This is a genomic window from Burkholderia sp. TSV86 (genome assembly GCF_001522865.1).
Taxonomy (GTDB): Bacteria; Pseudomonadota; Gammaproteobacteria; order Burkholderiales; family Burkholderiaceae; genus Burkholderia.
In genome coordinates, this window is sequence record NZ_LOWB01000021.1 from 397,406 (window position 1) to 415,828 (window position 18,423).

Annotated in this window: 14 protein-coding genes; 3 read left to right on the top strand and 11 right to left on the bottom strand. The window is 66.3% G+C overall.

Annotated elements, in window-relative coordinates; genetic code table 11:
* Positions 1-203: 203 nt before the first annotated feature.
* The 3 genes from fghA to WS68_RS03930 all read right to left on the bottom strand — a co-directional run bounded on the left by fghA (position 204) and on the right by WS68_RS03930 (position 3,881).
* The gene (gene fghA / locus WS68_RS03920) at positions 204-1,052 is read right to left on the bottom strand and encodes an S-formylglutathione hydrolase (RefSeq protein ID WP_059569507.1); all 849 of its coding nucleotides are present in this window, start codon (positions 1,050-1,052) and stop codon (positions 204-206) included.
* 14 nt (positions 1,053-1,066) lie between these two features.
* Entirely contained in the window at positions 1,067-2,173 is a 1,107-nt protein-coding gene (locus WS68_RS03925; protein WP_059569600.1) for an S-(hydroxymethyl)glutathione dehydrogenase/class III alcohol dehydrogenase, read from the bottom strand.
* Between the two features lie 175 nt (positions 2,174-2,348).
* A complete protein-coding gene (locus WS68_RS03930) occupies positions 2,349-3,881 on the bottom strand; it encodes a xylulokinase (RefSeq protein ID WP_059569601.1) in 1,533 nt (510 codons plus the stop codon).
* A 379-nt stretch (positions 3,882-4,260) separates the two neighbouring features.
* Here WS68_RS03930 and WS68_RS03935 point away from each other — a divergent pair, with 379 nt between their 5' ends.
* Positions 4,261-5,634 (top strand): nucleobase:cation symporter-2 family protein, encoded by a 1,374-nt coding sequence (locus tag WS68_RS03935; RefSeq protein ID WP_059569508.1) that lies wholly within the window; start codon positions 4,261-4,263, stop codon positions 5,632-5,634.
* Positions 5,635-6,000: 366 nt separating this feature from the next.
* Here WS68_RS03935 and WS68_RS03940 read toward each other — a convergent pair whose 3' ends face one another.
* From WS68_RS03940 to WS68_RS03950, 3 genes are read right to left on the bottom strand one after another with little or no spacing between them, the layout of a single operon-like run.
* On the bottom strand, positions 6,001-7,578 hold the full coding sequence (locus tag WS68_RS03940; RefSeq protein ID WP_059569509.1) for an efflux transporter outer membrane subunit: 1,578 nt from the start codon (positions 7,576-7,578) through the stop codon (positions 6,001-6,003).
* Between the two features lie 3 nt (positions 7,579-7,581).
* Positions 7,582-10,785, bottom strand: a complete 3,204-nt coding sequence (locus WS68_RS03945; RefSeq protein WP_059569510.1) for an efflux RND transporter permease subunit — start codon at positions 10,783-10,785, stop codon at positions 7,582-7,584.
* 18 nt (positions 10,786-10,803) lie between these two features.
* Positions 10,804-12,069, bottom strand: coding sequence for an efflux RND transporter periplasmic adaptor subunit (locus WS68_RS03950; protein ID WP_059569511.1), 1,266 nt, complete (start codon positions 12,067-12,069; stop codon positions 10,804-10,806).
* 413 nt (positions 12,070-12,482) lie between these two features.
* On the opposite strand from WS68_RS03950, the gene WS68_RS03955 reads away from it, so the two are divergent.
* Complete coding sequence (locus WS68_RS03955; RefSeq protein WP_059569512.1) at positions 12,483-13,121, top strand: TetR family transcriptional regulator; 639 nt, start codon at positions 12,483-12,485, stop codon at positions 13,119-13,121.
* 82 nt (positions 13,122-13,203) lie between these two features.
* Here the strand turns inward: WS68_RS03955 and WS68_RS03960 are convergent, their stop codons facing one another.
* On the bottom strand, positions 13,204-13,845 hold the full coding sequence (locus WS68_RS03960) for an isochorismatase family protein (RefSeq protein ID WP_059569513.1): 642 nt from the start codon (positions 13,843-13,845) through the stop codon (positions 13,204-13,206).
* Between the two features lie 179 nt (positions 13,846-14,024).
* Here WS68_RS03960 and WS68_RS03965 point away from each other — a divergent pair, with 179 nt between their 5' ends.
* The gene (locus WS68_RS03965; protein ID WP_059569514.1) at positions 14,025-14,996 is read left to right on the top strand and encodes a helix-turn-helix domain-containing protein; all 972 of its coding nucleotides are present in this window, start codon (positions 14,025-14,027) and stop codon (positions 14,994-14,996) included.
* Positions 14,997-15,144: 148 nt separating this feature from the next.
* Here the strand turns inward: WS68_RS03965 and WS68_RS03970 are convergent, their stop codons facing one another.
* From WS68_RS03970 to WS68_RS03985, 4 genes are all read right to left on the bottom strand, one after another.
* Entirely contained in the window at positions 15,145-15,897 is a 753-nt protein-coding gene (locus WS68_RS03970; protein WP_059569515.1) for a CoxG family protein, read from the bottom strand.
* A gap of 24 nt (positions 15,898-15,921) precedes the next feature.
* Positions 15,922-16,269, bottom strand: a complete 348-nt coding sequence (locus WS68_RS03975; RefSeq protein ID WP_059569516.1) for a hypothetical protein — start codon at positions 16,267-16,269, stop codon at positions 15,922-15,924.
* Between the two features lie 117 nt (positions 16,270-16,386).
* On the bottom strand, positions 16,387-16,809 hold the full coding sequence (locus WS68_RS03980; protein WP_059569517.1) for a carboxypeptidase regulatory-like domain-containing protein: 423 nt from the start codon (positions 16,807-16,809) through the stop codon (positions 16,387-16,389).
* Positions 16,810-16,891: 82 nt separating this feature from the next.
* Entirely contained in the window at positions 16,892-18,376 is a 1,485-nt protein-coding gene (locus tag WS68_RS03985; RefSeq protein ID WP_059569518.1) for a DegQ family serine endoprotease, read from the bottom strand.
* Between the last annotated feature and the right edge of the window lie 47 nt (positions 18,377-18,423).

The following is an 18,423-nucleotide window of genomic DNA, read 5'->3' on the forward strand; positions in this document are numbered from 1 at the left end:
GTCTTCGTTCCTGCCGCGCGGCGCCCCGCCGTCACTGCCGCTGCCGCAGCCTGCGCGCACTCACGGCCACGCTACGCCACGGCCCGCAGCACAGCATCGCACACCATGCATGGCGTCTGGCCATGCCGGCCAGACGCCGGGCGGTTCCCCTCCACCCGCGGGCCGCGCGCGCGTGGTCCCCAGGCCGCGTGCGGCCGGCGCGCTCAGCGCGTCAGCGCGCGTGCGTGATGCGCGATGTGATCGGCGATGAACGTCGAGATGAAGTAATAGCCGTGATCGTAGCCCGCATGCCGGCGCAGCATGAGCGGCTGACCTGCCGCGCGGCACGCGGCCTCGAGCACATCCGGATTGAGCTGCGTCGCGAGGAATTGATCGGCGAGCCCCTGGTCGATCAGGATGGCGTCGGCAAACTTGTGCGCATCGGCGCGTGCGACCAGTTCGCTCGCGTCATACCGTTTCCACGCTTCGCGATCGGCGCCCAAATAACCGGAAAACGCCTTTTCGCCCCACGGGCAGCGCGTCGGCGCGGCAATCGGCGCGAACGCCGATACTGACCGGTACACGTCCGGATGGCGCAACGCGAGCACGAGCGCGCCGTGGCCGCCCATCGAATGCCCGAAGATGCCGAGCCGCGCGCCGTCGATCGGCAACTCGGCCGTCACCGCCGCGCGCAGCTCGTCGGCAACGTATGACTCCATCCGGTAATGCGCCGACCACGGCGCTTCGGTCGCGTCGACGTAAAAGCCCGCGCCGACGCCAAAATCCCACGCGTCGGTCTCGCCCGGCACGCCCGCGCCGCGCGGGCTGGTATCGGGCGCGACGAGCGCAAGCCCCGCCTGCGCGGCAAAGCGCTGCGCGCCGGCCTTGATCGCGAACGTCTCGTCGGTGCAGGTCAGCCCCGCGAGATAGAACAACGCCGGCACGCGGCCATATGCCGCCTGCGGCGGCAGATACACCGAGAATTTCATCGGCAGCCCGATCGCCTTCGAAGCGTGCCGGTAAAAGCGCTGCTCGCCGCCGTGGCAAGCATGCGACGAAACGAGTTCGAGCATCGCGTCACCTGCGCTCAATACAATACGACCGAGCGGATCGACTCGCCGCGCTTCATCAGCGCGAAGCCGTCGTTGATCCGCTCAAGCGGCAGCGTGTGCGTGATCAAGTCGTCGATGTTGATCTTGCCTTCCATGTACCAGTCGACGATCTTCGGCACGTCGGTGCGCCCGCGCGCGCCGCCGAACGCCGAGCCCTTCCATTCGCGCCCCGTTACGAGCTGGAACGGCCGCGTGCCGATCTCCTCGCCCGCCGCCGCGACGCCGATGATGAACGACTGCCCCCAGCCCTTATGCGTGCATTCGAGCGCCTGGCGCATCGTCGTCACGTTGCCGATGCATTCGAACGAATAATCCGCGCCGCCGTCGGTCAGCTGCACGATATGGTCGACGACGTTCGGCACGTCCTTCGGATTGACGAAGTGCGTCATCCCGAACTTCTTCGCAAGCTCGACGCGCGCCGGATTGATGTCGACGCCGATGATCTTGTCCGCGCCGACCATCTTCGCGCCCTGGATCACGTTCAGCCCGATGCCGCCCAAACCGAACACCGCGACGTTCGCGCCCGCCTCGACCTTCGCCGAGTAGACCACCGCACCCACGCCCGTCGTCACGCCGCAGCCGATATAGCAAACCTTGTCGAACGGCGCGTCCTCGCGGATCTTCGCAACCGCGATCTCCGGCACGACGATGTAGTTCGAGAACGTCGACGTGCCCATGTAATGGAAGATCGGCTTGCCGCCGATCGAGAAGCGCGACGTCGCATCGGGCATCAGCCCCTTGCCCTGCGTCGCGCGGATCTTCTGGCACAGGTTCGTCTTGCGCGACAGGCAAAATTTGCATTCGCGGCACTCGGGCGTATAAAGCGGAATCACGTGATCGCCCTGCTTCAGCGTGCCGACGCCCGGCCCGACATCGACCACGACGCCCGCGCCCTCATGGCCGAGAATCGCCGGAAAGATGCCTTCCGGGTCCGCGCCGGACAGCGTGTAATAGTCCGTATGGCAGATACCCGTGGCCTTCACCTCGATCAGCACTTCGCCCGCACGGGGGCCTTCGAGATCGACTTCTTCGATCGTCAGCGGCTCGCCCGCCTTCCATGCAATTGCGGCCTTCGTTTTCATCGGGGACTCCTGTCGGTAGCGGGCCGCGCCGCGTGCGGCTGTCGCCGCGCGGCGCGGCAATGGGAACATAGGCAAACAGCATGATCGCAAAGCAGCGGGCGGCGCGCGTGCACGCACGAGCCGTCCGCTTGCTCAAATGCGACATTGCTGGCGCCGGCAAGCAAAACGTAAAATTTTAATCGCTTGTGCCAAACCACGCTTCGGTTCGCCTGTACAGCTCGACGAAGCGCGCGTGGCGCGCAGCAAGCGCCGCATCCCCGCTCGGCGTGGCCACGCATGACGCCGCCGGCGCGAGCGCGGCAAGCTCGGCCGCCCGCCAATGCCCCGCCGCAACGCCCGCGAACAGCGCCGCGCCACGCGCGGCGGCATGTGGGCAATCGACGGCGAGCAATTCGACGTCGAGCGCGTCGGCCAGCAATTGCCGCCAGCGCGGCTCGATCGAGCCGCCGCCCGCGAGCCGCAACGCACGCACCGGCAAGCCGTGCGCACGGATCGCGTCGAGCCCCGCACGCAACGCGAACGCAACGCCCTCGAACGCAGCGCGCATCAACGCGCCGCGCGCGTCGCCCAGCGTGAGGCCGAGCCAGCCGCCGCGCGCCGCGGGGTTCATCCACGGCGAACGCTCCCCCGTCAAATACGGCAGGAAACTGAGCTGCGGCGACGCCGGCACGGAAAACGCGTCGTCGTAGGCCGAACGCCAGTCTGAGTAGACGAGCCAGCCGCGCGCCGCATCGAGCGCGATCCCGACGTTCTGCATCGCCGCCATCGTGTAATAGCGCACGCCGAGCGCCGCCCGGTAACGGTGCAGCCCGGCGCGCGGCGCGCCCGCCCGCTCGCTCAGCACGACAATCTGGCCGCCCGTGCCGGTGGTGAGCAGCGCGTCCCCGTCGTGCACGAGGCCGCTGCCGAGCGCCGCGCACGGCGTGTCGCCCGCGCCCGTGGCAAGCGGAATGCCGGCAGGCAGGCCAAGCGCGCTCGCGGCATCGGCCGACAACGCGCCGCAAACCGCATGCGACGCGCGCAGCGGCGCGAACAGCGCACGCGGCAGACCGAGCGCGTCGATCAGCGCGTCGTCCCGGTCGCCGTCCGGGCTCGCGAGCGCGGTCGCGCACGCATCGGACGGATCGCTCGCGCTCTCGCCGCCCAGCGCGGCGCGCAGCCAGTCCTTCGGTTGCCACGCCCAGCGCGCGGCGTGCAGCAGATCCGGCTCGTGCGACGCCAACCATGCGAGCAGCGGCCCTGCCATGCCAGGCGAGACGGGATTGGGCGCGCGCGGCCGGTGCGCGAGCTGCGGCTCGCCCGCATTCGATCCGGACTCGGTCTGCCCGGCCCCGCCGCTGCACTGCCCGCTCGTCCCGGCCGGCGCCGGCCTGCCGACGCCCGGCCAAGCCGCGACGAGCGCCGACGCACGCGTATCCGGCCATAGCATCGCCGGGCGCATCGCACATCCGGCCGCATCGGCCAGCACCACACCGTGCATCTGTCCTGACAAGCCGATCGCGCCGATGCGCGCGCGTTCGCCGTCGGGCAAGCGCTGCGCGGCGTCGACGAGCGCACGCCACCAAACCTGCACGTCGATCTCCGCCCACCCCGGCTGCGGCGTCGCGACCGGATACGCGGCGCACGCCGTCGCGCGCACTTGGCCGCCGCCGTCGACGATCGCGAGCTTCAACGAGCCTGTCCCCAGATCAATGCCGAGAAATCGCATGACGTAATCGCAATGGATATGCATAAGCCGGCGCCGATGATAACCGGCCTGCCGCCGTCCGGTCCCCAACGCCCGCGCGAACGGCCGGCTGAACGCGCCTTGCCGCCGCCGAACGAACACCATGCCGATTCTTCGATACCGAAGATAAAGCCGGCGATATTTGACGGCATCGACCCATCATTTTTGAACTGCGATAAAAGCACGGCACACCGCCCGCACCGCTTCATTATCCGGCCCCGAGCATGAACGCATCGTCTTTTCCGTCTCCGAGCGCATATCGGCGCAGCAAAGCCCGGAATAAAACCGGGCGATCTTGTGGCGATTCGCCGACGCGCATAACGTTGGCCCACTGCCCCGACAAAATCATGGAGTGAGACAGATGCAATCGAACACGGTCCATCCGTGCGATGAAGTGTTGCCTGCCGGCAAGCTGCTGACGCTCGGTCTGCAACACGTTCTCGTGATGTACGCAGGCGCCGTCGCGGTGCCATTGATCGTCGGCGGCGCGCTCAAACTGCCGAAGGATCAGCTTGCGTTCCTGATCAGCGCGGATCTGTTCGCGTGCGGCATCGCAACGCTGATTCAGACGTTGGGCGTCGCGATCTTCGGCATCCGGCTGCCGGTCATCATGGGCTGCACGTTCGCGGCCGTCGGCCCGATGATCGCGATCGGCACGAATCCCGGCCTGGGCATTCTGGACGTATTCGGCGCGACGATCGCGGCCGGCGCGATCGGCATCGTGCTCGCACCGGCCATCGGCCGGCTGCTGCGATTCTTTCCGCCCGTCGTCGTCGGCACCGTGATCGCGGTGATCGGGCTGTCACTGATGGAAGTCGGCATCAACTGGGCGGCGGGCGGCGTCGGCAATCCGAACTACGGCGATCCGCTCTATCTCGGGCTGTCGTTCGTCGTGCTCGCGCTGATTCTCGCGATCAACCGGTTCGGTCGCGGCTTCGTCGCGAATATTTCGGTGCTGCTCGGCATCGCCGCGGGCTTCGCGATCGCGTTCGCGACCGGCCGCGTGAACACCGACGGCATCGCCGCGGCGCCGTGGGTCGGCTTCGTCACGCCGTTCCATTTCGGGTGGCCGCATTTCGATCCGCTTTCGATCGCCACGATGGTTATCGTGATGTTCATCACGTTCATCGAATCGACAGGCATGTTTCTCGCGGTGGGCGACATGGTCGAGCGGCCGGTCGATCGCGACACGCTCGTGCGCGGCTTACGCGTGGACGGCCTCGGCACGTTGATCGGCGGCATCTTCAATTCGTTCCCGCATACGTCGTTCTCGCAGAATGTCGGCCTGATCGGCGTGACGGGCGTGAAGAGCCGCTTCGTCTGCGCGACGGGCGGCGTGATCCTCGTGCTGCTCGGACTGTTTCCGAAGATGGCGCAGGTAGTCGCGTCCGTGCCGCCTTTCGTGCTCGGCGGCGCGGGAATCGTGATGTTCGGAATGGTCGCGGCGAACGGCATGAAGGTGCTGTCGAAGGTCGATTTCGTACACCGCCAGCACAATCTGTTCATCGTCGCGGTAAGCGTCGGGCTCGGGCTCGTTCCCGTCGTGTCGCCGCACTTCTTTTCGAAGCTGCCGGCCGCGCTCGCCCCGATTCTGCATAGCGGGATTCTGCTCGCGTCGGTATCGGCCGTCGTGCTCAACATCGTGTTCAACGGCATCCGCGGCGAGCGCGACGCGCGTCAAGCGATCCGGCAAGCGGGCCGCGATTTCGACCGGCGTCCGGCCGATCTTCATTGACGCTCATGCGCTCGTGGCGATTGCCGCGCGTGCGGACGCACCGGGGCTTGGCGCTCGCCACGAACCCACGAGCCGGCCGGGCGCACGTCGCCCTCCATGCGCCGCATGCCGGCCTGCCGATGCGATGAGTGCGGCAGTTTGACGGCACGCTGCGCGCCCATCAACGAAAACACCCCAAAGGCCGGAGGAAAGAAACGTCCGGCTTTCGGGGTGTGATACAACGCTACGCGAGATATTTCATCCGCACGGCCAACTTGCGATACAACAGTCGACTGCCGTTGCGCTCGCCTTGGCATGTCGGCAAGCCGGGCCACGGGAGGACGAATCGGGATTTCCGTTCGCCTGCCGCGCAGCCGTCGCGAATGCTCAGCTTGTCGTCGCGGCGGCAGCCGAGGCAGCCTGCGCGGCGGACGCCGCCGCAGGCGCGGCCGCGTTGCCGTAACGGACCGGCGCATCGGCCGGACGCGGCGTCTCGCCCGCCCGCTCGATCCACCCGCCGCCCAGCGCGCGGTACAGATCCACCAGGCTCGTCCACCGCGCAAGGCGCGCAGTGATCAGCGATTGCTGCGCCGAGTACAGATCCGTCTGCGCCGTCAGCACCGACAGATAGCTGTCCACGCCGTTCTTATAACGCAGATCCGACAGATCGAACCGCCGCTGCTGCGCGTGCTCGTTGCGCTCCAGCGCCGCAATCTGCTGATCATACGTGCCGCGCGCCGCCAACCCGTCCGACACCTCCCGGAACGCCGACTGAATCGCCTTCTCGTAGTTCGCGATCTCGATGCGCTTTTGCACGTTCGCGTAATTCAGATTCGCGATATTCTTCCCGCCTTCGAAGATCGGCATCGTGATCTGCGGCGCGAACGACCACGCCGCCGTGCCCGCCTTGAACAGGCCCCCGAGCGTCGGGCTCGCCGTCCCGAAGGCGCCCGTCAGCGAAATCCGCGGGAAGAACGCGGCGCGCGCCGCGCCGATGTTTGCATTCGCTGCCAGCAACTGCTGCTCCGCTTCCATGATGTCCGGGCGGCGGGTCAGCAGATCGGACGGCAGTCCCGCCGGAATGTCCGTCAGCAGGTTCTGCGCGTCCAGCGGCAGCCCCGCCGGCAGATCCTCCGGCAGCGGCTCGCCGATCAGCAGCACCAGCGCATTCAACGCCTGCGCGCGGGCGCGCGCCTGCGCCTGCTGGTTCGCCAGCGCCGTCTCGACCACCGTCTGCGCCTGCCGCAACGCCAGCTCCGTGCCCGTGCCGTTGTCGAATTGCAGCTTCGTCAGGTCATATGACGACTGCGCGGTCTTCAGCGTGTTCTCCGTCACCCTCAGCAGATCATCGGTCGACAGCAGCGCCAGATACTGGTCGGCCACCTGCGAGACGAGCGAAATCTCCGCCGCCTTGCGCGCCTGCGCGGTCGCCAAATACTGCGCGAGCGCCTGGTCCTTCAGGCTCTGCAGCCGGCCGAACAGATCCAGCTCCCACGACGCCGACAGCCCGACGTTGTAGGTTGTCGTGATGTTGTGGTTCGGCGTCACCGTCAGCGCGTCCGTGCGGCCCTGCGTCGCCGTCAGCGCGTTCGGCAACCGCTGGCGGCTGCCGGTGCCGCTCGCGTCGAGCGCCGGAAACAGCGCCGCGCGCGTGATCTGATACTGCGCGCGCGCCGCTTCGACGTTCAACACCGACACCCGCAGGTCGCGATTGTTTTTCAGCGCGATTTCGATCAGCCGCTGCAGCCGCGGATCGGCAAAGAACTCGCGCCAGCCGATCTCAGCGGCCGATTGGCCGTTCGCGCTGCGCGTACCCGGCGCGGCACCCGGCTGCGTCGCATACACGCCGTCGGTCGGGAACGCGCCGGATACCGGCGCGGCTGGGCGCTCGTAGCGCGGCGCCAGCGTGCAGCCCGCCGCGAGAAGCGCGACCGCGAGCGCGGTCAAAGCATGGATTGGCTTCATCAGTTATTCCTTCCTGCCAGCGTCGTCATCGCCGTGCTTCGGCGCTTCGGTGCGATGCGAGTGCTCCTGCGCGAGACGCAGCGCATCGTCGGCATCTTCCTTCTCGCCGCTGAACACCGCGCGCACCTTCACGAAGAACATCGGGATCATGAAGATCGCGAGGAACGTCGCGGTGATCATCCCGCCGATCACGCCGGTACCGATCGCGTGCTGGCTCGCCGAACCCGCGCCGTTACTGATCGCAAGCGGCAGCACGCCGAGAATGAACGCAAGCGACGTCATCAGAATCGGACGCAACCGCAACCGCGCGGATTCCAGCGCCGCCTCGATCGGCCCCATCTTCTCGGTGATCTGCAGCTCACGCGCGAACTCGACGATCAGAATCGCGTTTTTCGCCGACAAGCCCACCGTGGTCAACAAGCCCACCTGGAAGAACACGTCGTTCTCCAGCCCGCGCAGCGTCGCCGCAAGCAGCGCGCCGATCACGCCGAGCGGCACGACCATGATCACCGAGAACGGAATCGACCAGCTTTCATACAGCGCCGCGAGACACAGGAACACGACGAGAATCGAGATCGCATACAGAATCGGCGCTTGCGAGCCCGACTGGATTTCCTGGAACGACAGCCCCGTCCACGAATAGCCGATGCCCGTCGGCAGCTTCTTCGAGAGCGCTTCCATCGCCGCCATCGCTTGGCCGGTCGACTTGCCCGGCGCGGCCTGGCCCTGGATTTCCATCGCCGAGACGCCGTTGTAACGCTCGAGCTTCGGCGAGCCATACGTCCAGTGTCCGGTCGCGAACGAGCTGAACGGCACCATTCCGCCCGCACCGTTGCGCACGTACCAGATGTTCAGATCTTCCGGCTGCATCCGGAACGGCGCATCCGCCTGCACGTAAACCTTCTTGATCCGGCCATCGGTATCGAGGAAGTTGTTCACGTAGCTCGATGCCCAGGCGATCGAGAACGTCTGGTCGATCGCCGCCGCCGTGACGCCGAGCGCGTTCGCCTTCTCGCGATCGATGTCGACCTTGTATTGCGGCGTATCGTTCAGGCCGTTCGGACGAACGCCCATCAGCGTCGGATCCTTCGCGGCCATCCCGAGCAGTTGGTTGCGCGCGGCCATCAACGCATCGTGGCCAAGGCCCGCGTTGTCGGTCAGCTCGAAGTCGAAGCCGGCTGCCGTGCCCAGCTCCGGAATTGACGGCGGGTTGAACGGAATCACCATCGCATCTTTGTAGCCCGCATAGCGCCCGAACATCCGGCCGATCAGCGCCTGCACCTTCTGGTTCGCGCTCTGCCGCTTCGAGAAGTCCTTCAGCCTGACGAACACGAGACCCGAGTTCTGGCCGCGGCCCGCAAAGCTGAAGCCGTTCACCGTGAACGCCGATTCGACGATGTCCTTCTCGTCAGTGAGCAGATAGTCGGTGATGTTCGCGAGCGTCTTCGCGGTCGTCTCCTGCGTCGAGCCCGACGGCGTCTGCACGATCACGAACATCAGGCCCTGGTCTTCATCCGGCAGGAACGACTTCGGCAGCCGCACGAACAGCAGACCCACCGCGACGATCACCACCAGATAGATGATGAGCCAGCGGCCCGAGCGTTTGATCACGTGGTGCACGCCGACGTGGTATTTGTCGCGGCTCTTGTTGAAGGTGCGGTTGAACCAGCCAAAGAAACCCTTCTTCTCGTCGTGGTGCCCCTGCGGAATCGGCTTGAGGATCGTCGCGCACAGCGCGGGCGTCAGAATCAGCGCGACGAGCACCGACAGCACCATCGCCGAGACGATCGTCAGCGAGAACTGCCGGTAGATCGCGCCGACCGAGCCGCCCGAGAATGCAACCGGCACGAACACCGCCGACAGCACGAGCGCCACGCCGACGAGCGCGCCGGTGATCTGCCCCATCGCCTTCTTCGTCGCCTCCTTCGGCGGCAAGCCCTCCTCGGCCATCACCCGCTCGACGTTCTCGACGACGACGATCGCATCGTCGACGAGCAGGCCGATCGCGAGCACGAGACCGAACATCGACAGCGTATTGATCGAGAAGCCGACCGCCGACATGATCGCGAACGTACCGAGCAGCACGACCGGCACCGCGATCGTCGGAATGATCGTCGCGCGCAGGTTCTGCAGGAACAGATACATCACGAGGAACACGAGGACGATACCCTCGAGCAGCGTCTTCACCACTTCCTCGATCGACAGCCGCACGAACGGCGTCGTGTCATACGGATACTTGACGACAAAACCGTGCGGGAAATACGGTGCGAGTTCGGCGATCTTCGCGCGCACGGCACTCGCGGTGGCGAGCGCGTTCGCATTCGTCGCGAGCTGAATGCCCATCGCGGCCGCCGGACTGCCGTTGTACTTTGAGTCGAAGTTGTAGTTCTCCGCGCCAAGGCCGATCTTCGCGACATCCTTCAGACGCACCTGCGAGCCGTCCTGGTTGACCTTCAAGAGGATGTTGCCGAACTGCTCGGGCGTTTCCAGCAGCGTCGCCTCGGTGATCGTCGCTTGCAGCACTGTGCCCGGCTCGGCTGGCGTGCCGCCGACCTGGCCGCCCGCAACCTGCACGTTCTGCGCCGAAATCGCGCTCGTCACGTCAGTCGGCGTGAGGCCATAGTTCGTCAGCTTGTTCGCATCGAGCCAGATTCGCATCGCATATTGCGAGCCGAACACCGTGACCGTACCGACGCCGTTGATCCGGCTGATCGGGTCCTTCACGTGCGACGCGACGTAGTTCGCGAGGTCATACCGGTTCATGCTGCCGTCTTCGGATACGAACGCGAGCACGAGCAGGAAGCTGCTGCTCGACTTCGTCACCGACAAGCCGAGCTGCTGAACCACCTGCGGCAGAATCGGCGTCGCGAGGGACAGCTTGTTCTGCACCTGCACCTGCGCGATATCCGGATTCGTGCCCGGCGCGAACGTCAGCGTGATCGTCGCGGTGCCCGAGTCGTCACTCGTCGACGACATATACAGGAAGTTGTCGAGACCGCTCATCTGCTGCTCGATCACCTGCGTCACCGTGTCTTCCACCGTCTTCGCGGAAGCGCCCGGGTAATTCGCGCTGATCTGAATCGACGGCGGCGCGATGGTCGGATACTGCGCGATCGGCAGCGTGAAGATCGCCGCGACGCCGGCCAGCATCAGAATGATGGCGATCACCCAAGCAAAGATCGGGCGATCGATAAAAAACTTTGCCATGAAACAGGCCCCCTGCTGTTAACGCGCGCTCGACGCAGCGGCGGCGCTTGCGGATGAAGCGCCCGAGGCCGCGCCCGGCGCAGCCGAAGCGGACGACGATGCCCCTGCTTGCGCCGGCGACGCCGCGCCCGGCGCCCCCCCGGCTGCGGGCAACTGCGCCGGCACCGCCTTCACTGTCATCCCGGGCTGCACCTTTCCGGTGCCCTGCACGATCACCCGGTCGCCCGCCGACAAGCCGCCCTCGACCACCCAGTTCTGCCCTTGCATCCCCGTCGTCGTCAGCACCCGCGGCGCAACCTTTCCATCGCCGCCGACCACCAGCGCCACCGCCTGCCCCTTCGCGTCACGCGTGACGCCCACCTGCGGCACGAGGAACGCGTTCTCGTTGACCCCTTCCTCGATCCGCGCGCGCACGAACATGCCGGGCAACAGCACGCGCTGCTTGTTCGGGAAGATCGCCCGGACCGTCACCGAACCCGTCGTCTGATCCACCGTCGCGTCGGTGAATTGCAGCTTGCCCTGCTCCGGATACGGCTTGCCGTCCTCCAATATCAGCGTCACCTTCGCCGCCCCCGGGCCGTCCTTCTTCAGCCGCCCGCTCTGAATGTCCTGGCGCAGCTTCAGCCCGTCCAGGCTCGATTGCGTCAGATCGACGTATACCGGGTCCAGCTGCTGCACCGTCGACATCAGCGTCGCCTGGCTCGCCTGCACGTATGCGCCCGGCGTCACCTGCGAAATCCCCACGCGCCCAGAGATCGGCGACACCACGTCCGTGTATCCCAGGTTGATCTGCGCCGTATCCACTGCTGCCTTGCCCGCCGCCACGTCCGCGGCCGCCTGACCTTGCGAGGCCACCGCGTTGTCGTAGTCTTGCTTGCTCACCGCGTTCGCCGCCACCAGCACCTTGTAGCGCGCGACCAATGCGTTCTGCGTCGCGAGATTCGCCTGCGCCTTCGCAAGTGTCGCCTTCGCGCTGTTCAGCGCCGCGACATACGGCGCGGGATCGATCTTGTACAGCCGCTGCCCCGCCTTTACGTCACTGCCTTCCACGAATTCCCGGCGCAACACGATCCCATCCACGCGCGCGCGGACCTGCGCGACCAAGAACGCATTCGTGCGCCCCGGCAATTCGGTGACGACCGGCACCGATTGCGGCTGGACCGCGACAACCCCGACTTCCGGCGTTTGCGGCGCAGGAGCCGACTCTTTTTTTCCGCACGCGGCCAGGAAAACAGCGGCCGTCGCAACAGTGATTAAGCGGTATGGAACCCGTTCGACGCGCATGGAGCGACCTCGTTTGTAGCAAAAGAAATAAGCGCCAACCCGCTGGGACACGAAACATTTACCCCGTGCGCCGCGGATCGGACAACTGAATTGCTTGACTGCGGATGCAAAACTTGCCAGCGGCACGCGACCACCGTGCCGGGATGCCGCCGTGCAAGCCGCACGCGACACTGAGGAGGGAAATCAGCAGGAACCGATAATAACTGATTGCCTCGGAAGCGATTCAGTCGTAGCCTCGCATTGTATATACATTCACGAATGTATATAAATAACTTTACGCGCCGCACAATTTTTTACAAATTACTGTCGTTTACGCCGTATCGGCCGGTGGAGCCTGCTTCCACGCGCGGCATTCACTATATCTTTCATATTGCCTTCACATGATCCCGCTCCTGTCCACGACGAGTCCTTGAATGGTCAGACGCACGAAAGAGGAGGCGCTCGCCACCCGCGACCGGATTCTCGATGCCGCCGAGCATGTCTTCTTCGAAAAAGGCGTGTCGCATACGTCGCTTGCCGATATCGCCCGGCACGCGGGCGTGACGCGCGGCGCGATCTATTGGCATTTCGCGAGCAAGAGCGAACTGTTCGACGCAATGTTCGACCGCGTGCTGATGCCGCTGGACGAACTGAAGGCCGACACCGGCAAGACGCTCGCGGATCCGCTCGGCCGGATCCGCGAGATCCTGACCTGGTGCCTGCTGGGGGCCGCGCGCGATCCGCAGTTGCAGCGCGTGTTCAGCATCCTGTTCATGAAGTGTGAGTATGTGGCGGACATGGGCCCGCTCCTCGAGCGCCACCGCGCAGGCATGCTCGACGCGCTGAACAACCTCGAAGCCGATCTCGTGCAGGCGGTCGCGAACGGCCAGATGCCGGCCGATCTCGATACGTGGCGTGCGTCGCTGATGCTGCATACGCTCGTCAGCGGCTTCGTGCGCGATATGCTGATGCTGCCCAACGAGATCGACGCGAACTGCCATGCGGAAAAGCTCGTCGACGCCTGCCTCGACATGCTGCGCACCAGTGCGTCGATGCGGCGCGATCCGGCTTGAGGCACGCGCTGCGCCGTGCATCGTTCAGCCGCCGCAGCCCTCGGCGACCACGCCGCGCGCGCTGAGCGTTGCTCGGCCTCGTTCAACCTCGTTCAGCGCGCCGCGCCCTCGCGCGCTGGTTCGACGCGTAGATGTTGTCGCGCGCGAGCGCCTCGCCCGTGGCAAGCGCCTCGATCCAGTCACGCGTCGATGTCACCGCCGCGAAATTCGACTGCATCACGACCGTGAACGCGCGGTGAATCTCTTGCGCGCTCGCCGCGCCTGCCGCGTTCTCGTATGACAGCGCGCCCGTCGCGTCGGCCAGATACTCGAGCGCATACCCCGCCTGCGCCGCCTGATAAACGGTCGATGCATTGCAGTTGTGCGTCATGTAGCCGGCGATCGCGAGCGTGTCGATTCGATGAGCGTCGAGCCACGCAGCCAGATCGGTGCCGACGAACACGCTCGCCTTCTGCTTCTCGATCCGGTGCGTGAACGCGCGCGATGCGACGACCGGGTGCAGCGCGGCGCCCGCGCTGCCGCGCGCGAAAATCGGCGAGCCGGCCGGCGCAACGTGCTCGACGACCACGACCGGCACCCCCGCGCCGTGCGCCGCGTCGATCGCGCGCCCGATGTTCGCGAGCGACGTATCGACATCCGGATATTCGATCGGCAGATCGCCCGTCACATATTCGTTCTGCACATCGATGACGAGCAGCGCACGGCGGGAAAAAGAAGCGGACATGAGAGGCTCCTGGCAAATAAACGGGAACGCCGGACAAGTTGACGGCGCGAATCGCGCGGCCCGGCTGCGGCGCGACCCGCTACCCCGGATTGTTCGCGCACAGGCCATTGCTCGATAGCGGCCCGATTGCCAATATTCGCTAGAATCGGGCCAATCGTCCGCCTTCCGGAGTCCGATCGATGCGCACCGTCGCCGCTTCCGAACCGCCGCATGTCGTCGCTGTCGTCGCCTACGACGGCATCAGCCCGTTTCACCTTTCGGTGCCGTGCATCGTGTTCGGCGAGCCCCGCCCCGGCGAGCCGCGTTTCGAATTGCGCGTGTGCGCGATCGACGCGGGCGCACTGGCGACCACCAGCGGCTTCACGATTACCGCGCCGCACGGGCTCGATGCGCTCGAAGGCGCCGACACCGTCATCGTGCCGTGCTGGCACGACGGCACGGAAACGCCGCCTGCTGCGCTCGTCGATGCGCTGCGCGCCGCGCACGCGAACGGCGCGCAGCTCGTCGGCCTATGTCTCGGCGCGTTCGTGCTCGCGGCAACGGGCCTGCTCGACGGCCGAACAGCGACGACGCACTGGGCCTGGGCCGACGACTTCGCGCGGCGCTATCCGCGCGTGACGCTCGATGCCCACGTGCTCTACATCGACGACGGTGACGTGATGACATCGGCCGGCACCGCGGCGGGCCTCGACTGCTGCCTGCACGTGGTGCGCAAGCGGTATGGCGCGAGCGCCGCGAACCGGATCGCGCGGCGTCTCGTCATTCCGCCGCACCGGCAAGGCGGTCAGGCGCAGTTCGTCGACCAGCCGGTGGCTGCGAATCCGCGCGACGGCAGGCTCTCCGAACTGTTCGACTGGGTCCGCGAGAATCTCACGCTGCCGCATACGCTCGATTCGCTCGCGGCGCGCGCACTGATGAGCCGGCGCACGTTCACGCGCCATTTCCGACGCGCGACGGGCACGACGGTGGGCACCTGGCTGCTCGCGCAGCGGCTCGCACGCGCGCAACAGTTGCTCGAGGCAACCGATCGGCCGATCGACGCGATTGCACAGACAGCGGGATTCGGCTCGAGCGCCTCCCTACGGCAGCATTTCGCCGATGCGTTCGACACGTCGCCATCGGCTTACCGGCGTGAATTCCGCGGCGCTTGAGAAAAAGAGGCGCCGCAGCGCATGCAGAGGCGGCTCGCGATGAAACCGGCGCAAGCGGCACAACACGCCCGGCCGCCGCATCGCAAGCGCGATTCAGGAAAGAAAATGCAGGCGGCGCGAGCAATCGCGCGGCAGCAGGCCGAACGCGTCAGCGCACCGCATACAACAACAACGCGACGAAGACGATCATCGCCGCCCACGCCCACGGCGGCAGCGGACTCGATTCGCGATGGCCGAGCGCGCCGGCGGCGCGCGCGGTCAGCGCGCCGTCGGCCGGCATCGTAGGCGAGCGCTTCGCACCGAGCGTCATGCTCGCGGGCCGCAAAAACACGTGCCGACGCTCGCGCGCCCCGGCGCGCGCGCGATTCGGCGCAAGCCCGTGCTTGGCCAGCACGATCTGGCCGAACTCCGTGAAGAAATCGTCGGCCAATTCGGCGAGCGCATCGCGCAATTGCCTCACCGGCAGTTCAGCAAGCGGGCCGAACGCCGTCGCCCATATCGCATATTCGATTCGCGTTGCCGGCTTGGCCGGCAAATCGTCGCGCTCGCCGCCGCAGCCTGCGCCGCCAGCCTCGCGCGGCGCGCACTCGGCCGACGGCAGCGACACGTCGATCTGGCCGCGCAGCGCGCCAAGCTTGTCCGAGCGCGCCCTGAAGTGCAGCGTATGCCGGGCCGATCCGCGCGCGTCGCCGGGCTCGCCCGCGACAACATGCGCGCGCACCTCGTAACGGGCGCGCAACAGCCCGAACGGCACCGACAGCGCAACCGAAAACCCGTCGCGCGACAAGCGCGAAAATGCTTCGCAGTATTCAAGACTCGCGCGCACGAGCGCGGGATCGCGCAGCGCATCCCGCACGACGAGCGGCGCGAGCGGTATCCACAACGCGTCGTGCAATTCCATGATCGCCTCCGCCGGTGAGTTCGATCAGCGCGCCATGCGCAGACGATCGGCGCGCGACATATCGAAGACGGCATCGCACCGACGCGCACGCATGGCCCGCGACATTCGCCCGCCGTCTCCGGCAATGCCGCCGGCGGCATACGGATAAAAACAGGCGGCCCGACCGCGCTGCCCGCCGAGCGTGAGGCGATGATAATGCGCGCGCCACGATGCATCGGCATCACGGCGCGGCTGGGGGAAGAGGCCGAACGGCTGTGTTTCGTACAGCGTCGAGGCGGCGCTCGATTCGGCATCGGCGATCCGGTTGCGGATCGCGTGCGCGCGAAGGCGGTTCGGCCCGGTTTCAATGCAGTGACTTGCGGCGTCGGACATCGGTTTCCTCCGAGGCCGCCACGCCTATACGCACCGGCCGGAAATTGGAATGGTCCACGGCAACAGATGCCGCTCACGCCCCATTATCAGCCAAACCGCCTGACGAATGTGCAAAATTTACTGCATGCGCCACGAGAACGCGACCTTCGCGCCCCCTTTCGCCGGCACCGCGACCGTGCGCGTCTGCTCGTTGCCGTTGTACGCGGCGCGGATCGTGTAACGTCCCGGCGCGAGTCTGACAAGCATGTAAGGTCCGCGCGCGTCCGCCGCCAACACCTCGCGGCCGCGTGCATCGCGCACCGACACGCGAACGTCAGCAAGAAATTCACCGCCCGCGCCGGTAAAGCGCAGTGCGAGCGGCCAGCGCCGTTCGTTGCGCTGGAACGCGCTCGATTCGTCCTGCCCCACGCCCCCCGAGACGAAGCTGACATTGCCTTGCCGCTGCACATCCGGCAAGCCGGACTGCGCAAACGCCGAGCCCGCGATGCCGAAAGTCAGCGCCGCCGCGGCCAAATACCTCGAAATGGCTTGCTGTCGCATGGTTCGCTCCTTGAGTTCGTCAGCCGGAAACGGCGGGCCGACGCAGCGGCCCGCTCGAGCCGGACGAACCTGCCCGACCGGCTCAACCCAGATCGACCGGCACGAAGATCTGGGCGTCGTCACGCTGGATCAGCAACGCAAGATTGTTGCCCGCGCGCTTAACCACGTCGCGCAATTGCTCGGCGCTCGTCACCGGCGTGCCGTTCACCGCGAGAATCACGTCGCCCGGCTGGATGCCCGCGCCCGCTGCCGGACCCGTCGATTGCTGGACGACGAGGCCGTGCGTGAGCGACGTGCCATTGCGCTCGCGCGGCGTGAGCGGCCGCACCGACACGCCCAGACGCCCTTGCTCGGCGCTCGCGTCGCTGCTCACCGTCGTCTGGTTGTCGCCAAGCGATGCGAGCGTCACCGATACCGTCTTTTTCGACTTATCCCGCCAGATTTGCAACTGGGCCTGCGTGCCGGGCTTCATGCTCGCGATCTGCGAAGGCAGCGTGGTGGAATCCTGTACCGGTACGCCGTTGACCGCAAGGATCACGTCGCCGGGCTGCAACCCCGCCTTCGCAGCCGGCCCCTTCGGGTCGACCGCGCTGACGAGCGCGCCGTCCGGCTTGGGCAGACCAAACGAGCTGGCGAGCGTCTGATTGAGCCCCTGCACCGCGACGCCGAGCCGGCCGCGGCTCACGTGGCCCGTCTTCACGAGTTCGTCCTTCACCTTGATCGCCTCGTTGATCGGAATCGCGAACGACAGCCCCTGGAAGCCACCCGTCTGCGAGTAGATCATCGAGTTGATGCCGATCACTTCGCCTTGCAGATTGAACAACGGGCCGCCTGAATTGCCGGGATTCACCGGCACGTCGGTCTGGATGAACGGCGTGTAGTTCTCGTCAGGCAGCGCGCGCGATTTCGCGCTGATGATGCCCGAGGTCACCGTATTATCGAAACCATAAGGCGAGCCGATTGCGACGACCCACTGGCCAACCTTGCTCTGCGCCGGATCGCCAACCTTGACGGTCGACAAGCCGGACGCGTCGATCTTCAGCACCGCGACGTCCGACTGCTTGTCGGCGCCGACCACCTTTGCCTTGTATTCGCGCTTGTCGGTCAGTCTGACCGTCACGACGTTCGCGCCGTCGATCACATGCGCGTTAGTCAGGATATAACCGTCGGAACTGATGATGAAGCCCGAGCCCAAGCTCGTGCTCGGCTGATCGTCGGGCGGCTGCGGCCCCACGCCCATGCCCGGAATCTGCCCGTAGAAATGCCTGAAGAACTGGTAGAACGGATCGTTCGGATCGAGCGGAATCTGCGGCATCCCCCGACGCTGCGCGGCACGCTGCACGACATGCTTCGCGCTGATGTTCACGACGGCGGGCCCGTAGGTCTCGACCAGCCCGGAAAAATCGGGAACGCCGGTCTTGGCGGCAGCTTCGGCCGGCATCAGCGCGGCAACCGCCGGCGTGATGATCTGCGGCTCCGCATGACGCGTACCCGCCACGTACCCCGCCGACAACGCTGCGGCAACGGCCACGGCAACTGCGCCACGCGCAAGGAATCGGGTAGTCATATCGTTCTCCTTGTTTAATGGTTCGAAGCGTAACGAGCCTGTCTTAA

Bases quoted from the DNA above. Each gene is read 5' to 3' on its own strand.
- fghA (WP_059569507.1), bottom strand. From the start codon at position 1,052: ATGCTCGAACTCGTTTCGTCGCATGCTTGCCACGGCGGCGAGCAGCGC.
- WS68_RS03925 (WP_059569600.1), bottom strand. From the start codon at position 2,173: ATGAAAACGAAGGCCGCAATTGCATGGAAGGCGGGCGAGCCGCTGACG.
- WS68_RS03930 (WP_059569601.1), bottom strand. From the start codon at position 3,881: ATGCGATTTCTCGGCATTGATCTGGGGACAGGCTCGTTGAAGCTCGCG.
- WS68_RS03935 (WP_059569508.1), top strand. From the start codon at position 4,261: ATGCAATCGAACACGGTCCATCCGTGCGATGAAGTGTTGCCTGCCGGC.
- WS68_RS03940 (WP_059569509.1), bottom strand. From the start codon at position 7,578: ATGAAGCCAATCCATGCTTTGACCGCGCTCGCGGTCGCGCTTCTCGCG.
- WS68_RS03945 (WP_059569510.1), bottom strand. From the start codon at position 10,785: ATGGCAAAGTTTTTTATCGATCGCCCGATCTTTGCTTGGGTGATCGCC.
- WS68_RS03950 (WP_059569511.1), bottom strand. From the start codon at position 12,069: ATGCGCGTCGAACGGGTTCCATACCGCTTAATCACTGTTGCGACGGCC.
- WS68_RS03955 (WP_059569512.1), top strand. From the start codon at position 12,483: ATGGTCAGACGCACGAAAGAGGAGGCGCTCGCCACCCGCGACCGGATT.
- WS68_RS03960 (WP_059569513.1), bottom strand. From the start codon at position 13,845: ATGTCCGCTTCTTTTTCCCGCCGTGCGCTGCTCGTCATCGATGTGCAG.
- WS68_RS03965 (WP_059569514.1), top strand. From the start codon at position 14,025: ATGCGCACCGTCGCCGCTTCCGAACCGCCGCATGTCGTCGCTGTCGTC.
- WS68_RS03970 (WP_059569515.1), bottom strand. From the start codon at position 15,897: ATGGAATTGCACGACGCGTTGTGGATACCGCTCGCGCCGCTCGTCGTG.
- WS68_RS03975 (WP_059569516.1), bottom strand. From the start codon at position 16,269: ATGTCCGACGCCGCAAGTCACTGCATTGAAACCGGGCCGAACCGCCTT.
- WS68_RS03980 (WP_059569517.1), bottom strand. From the start codon at position 16,809: ATGCGACAGCAAGCCATTTCGAGGTATTTGGCCGCGGCGGCGCTGACT.
- WS68_RS03985 (WP_059569518.1), bottom strand. From the start codon at position 18,376: ATGACTACCCGATTCCTTGCGCGTGGCGCAGTTGCCGTGGCCGTTGCC.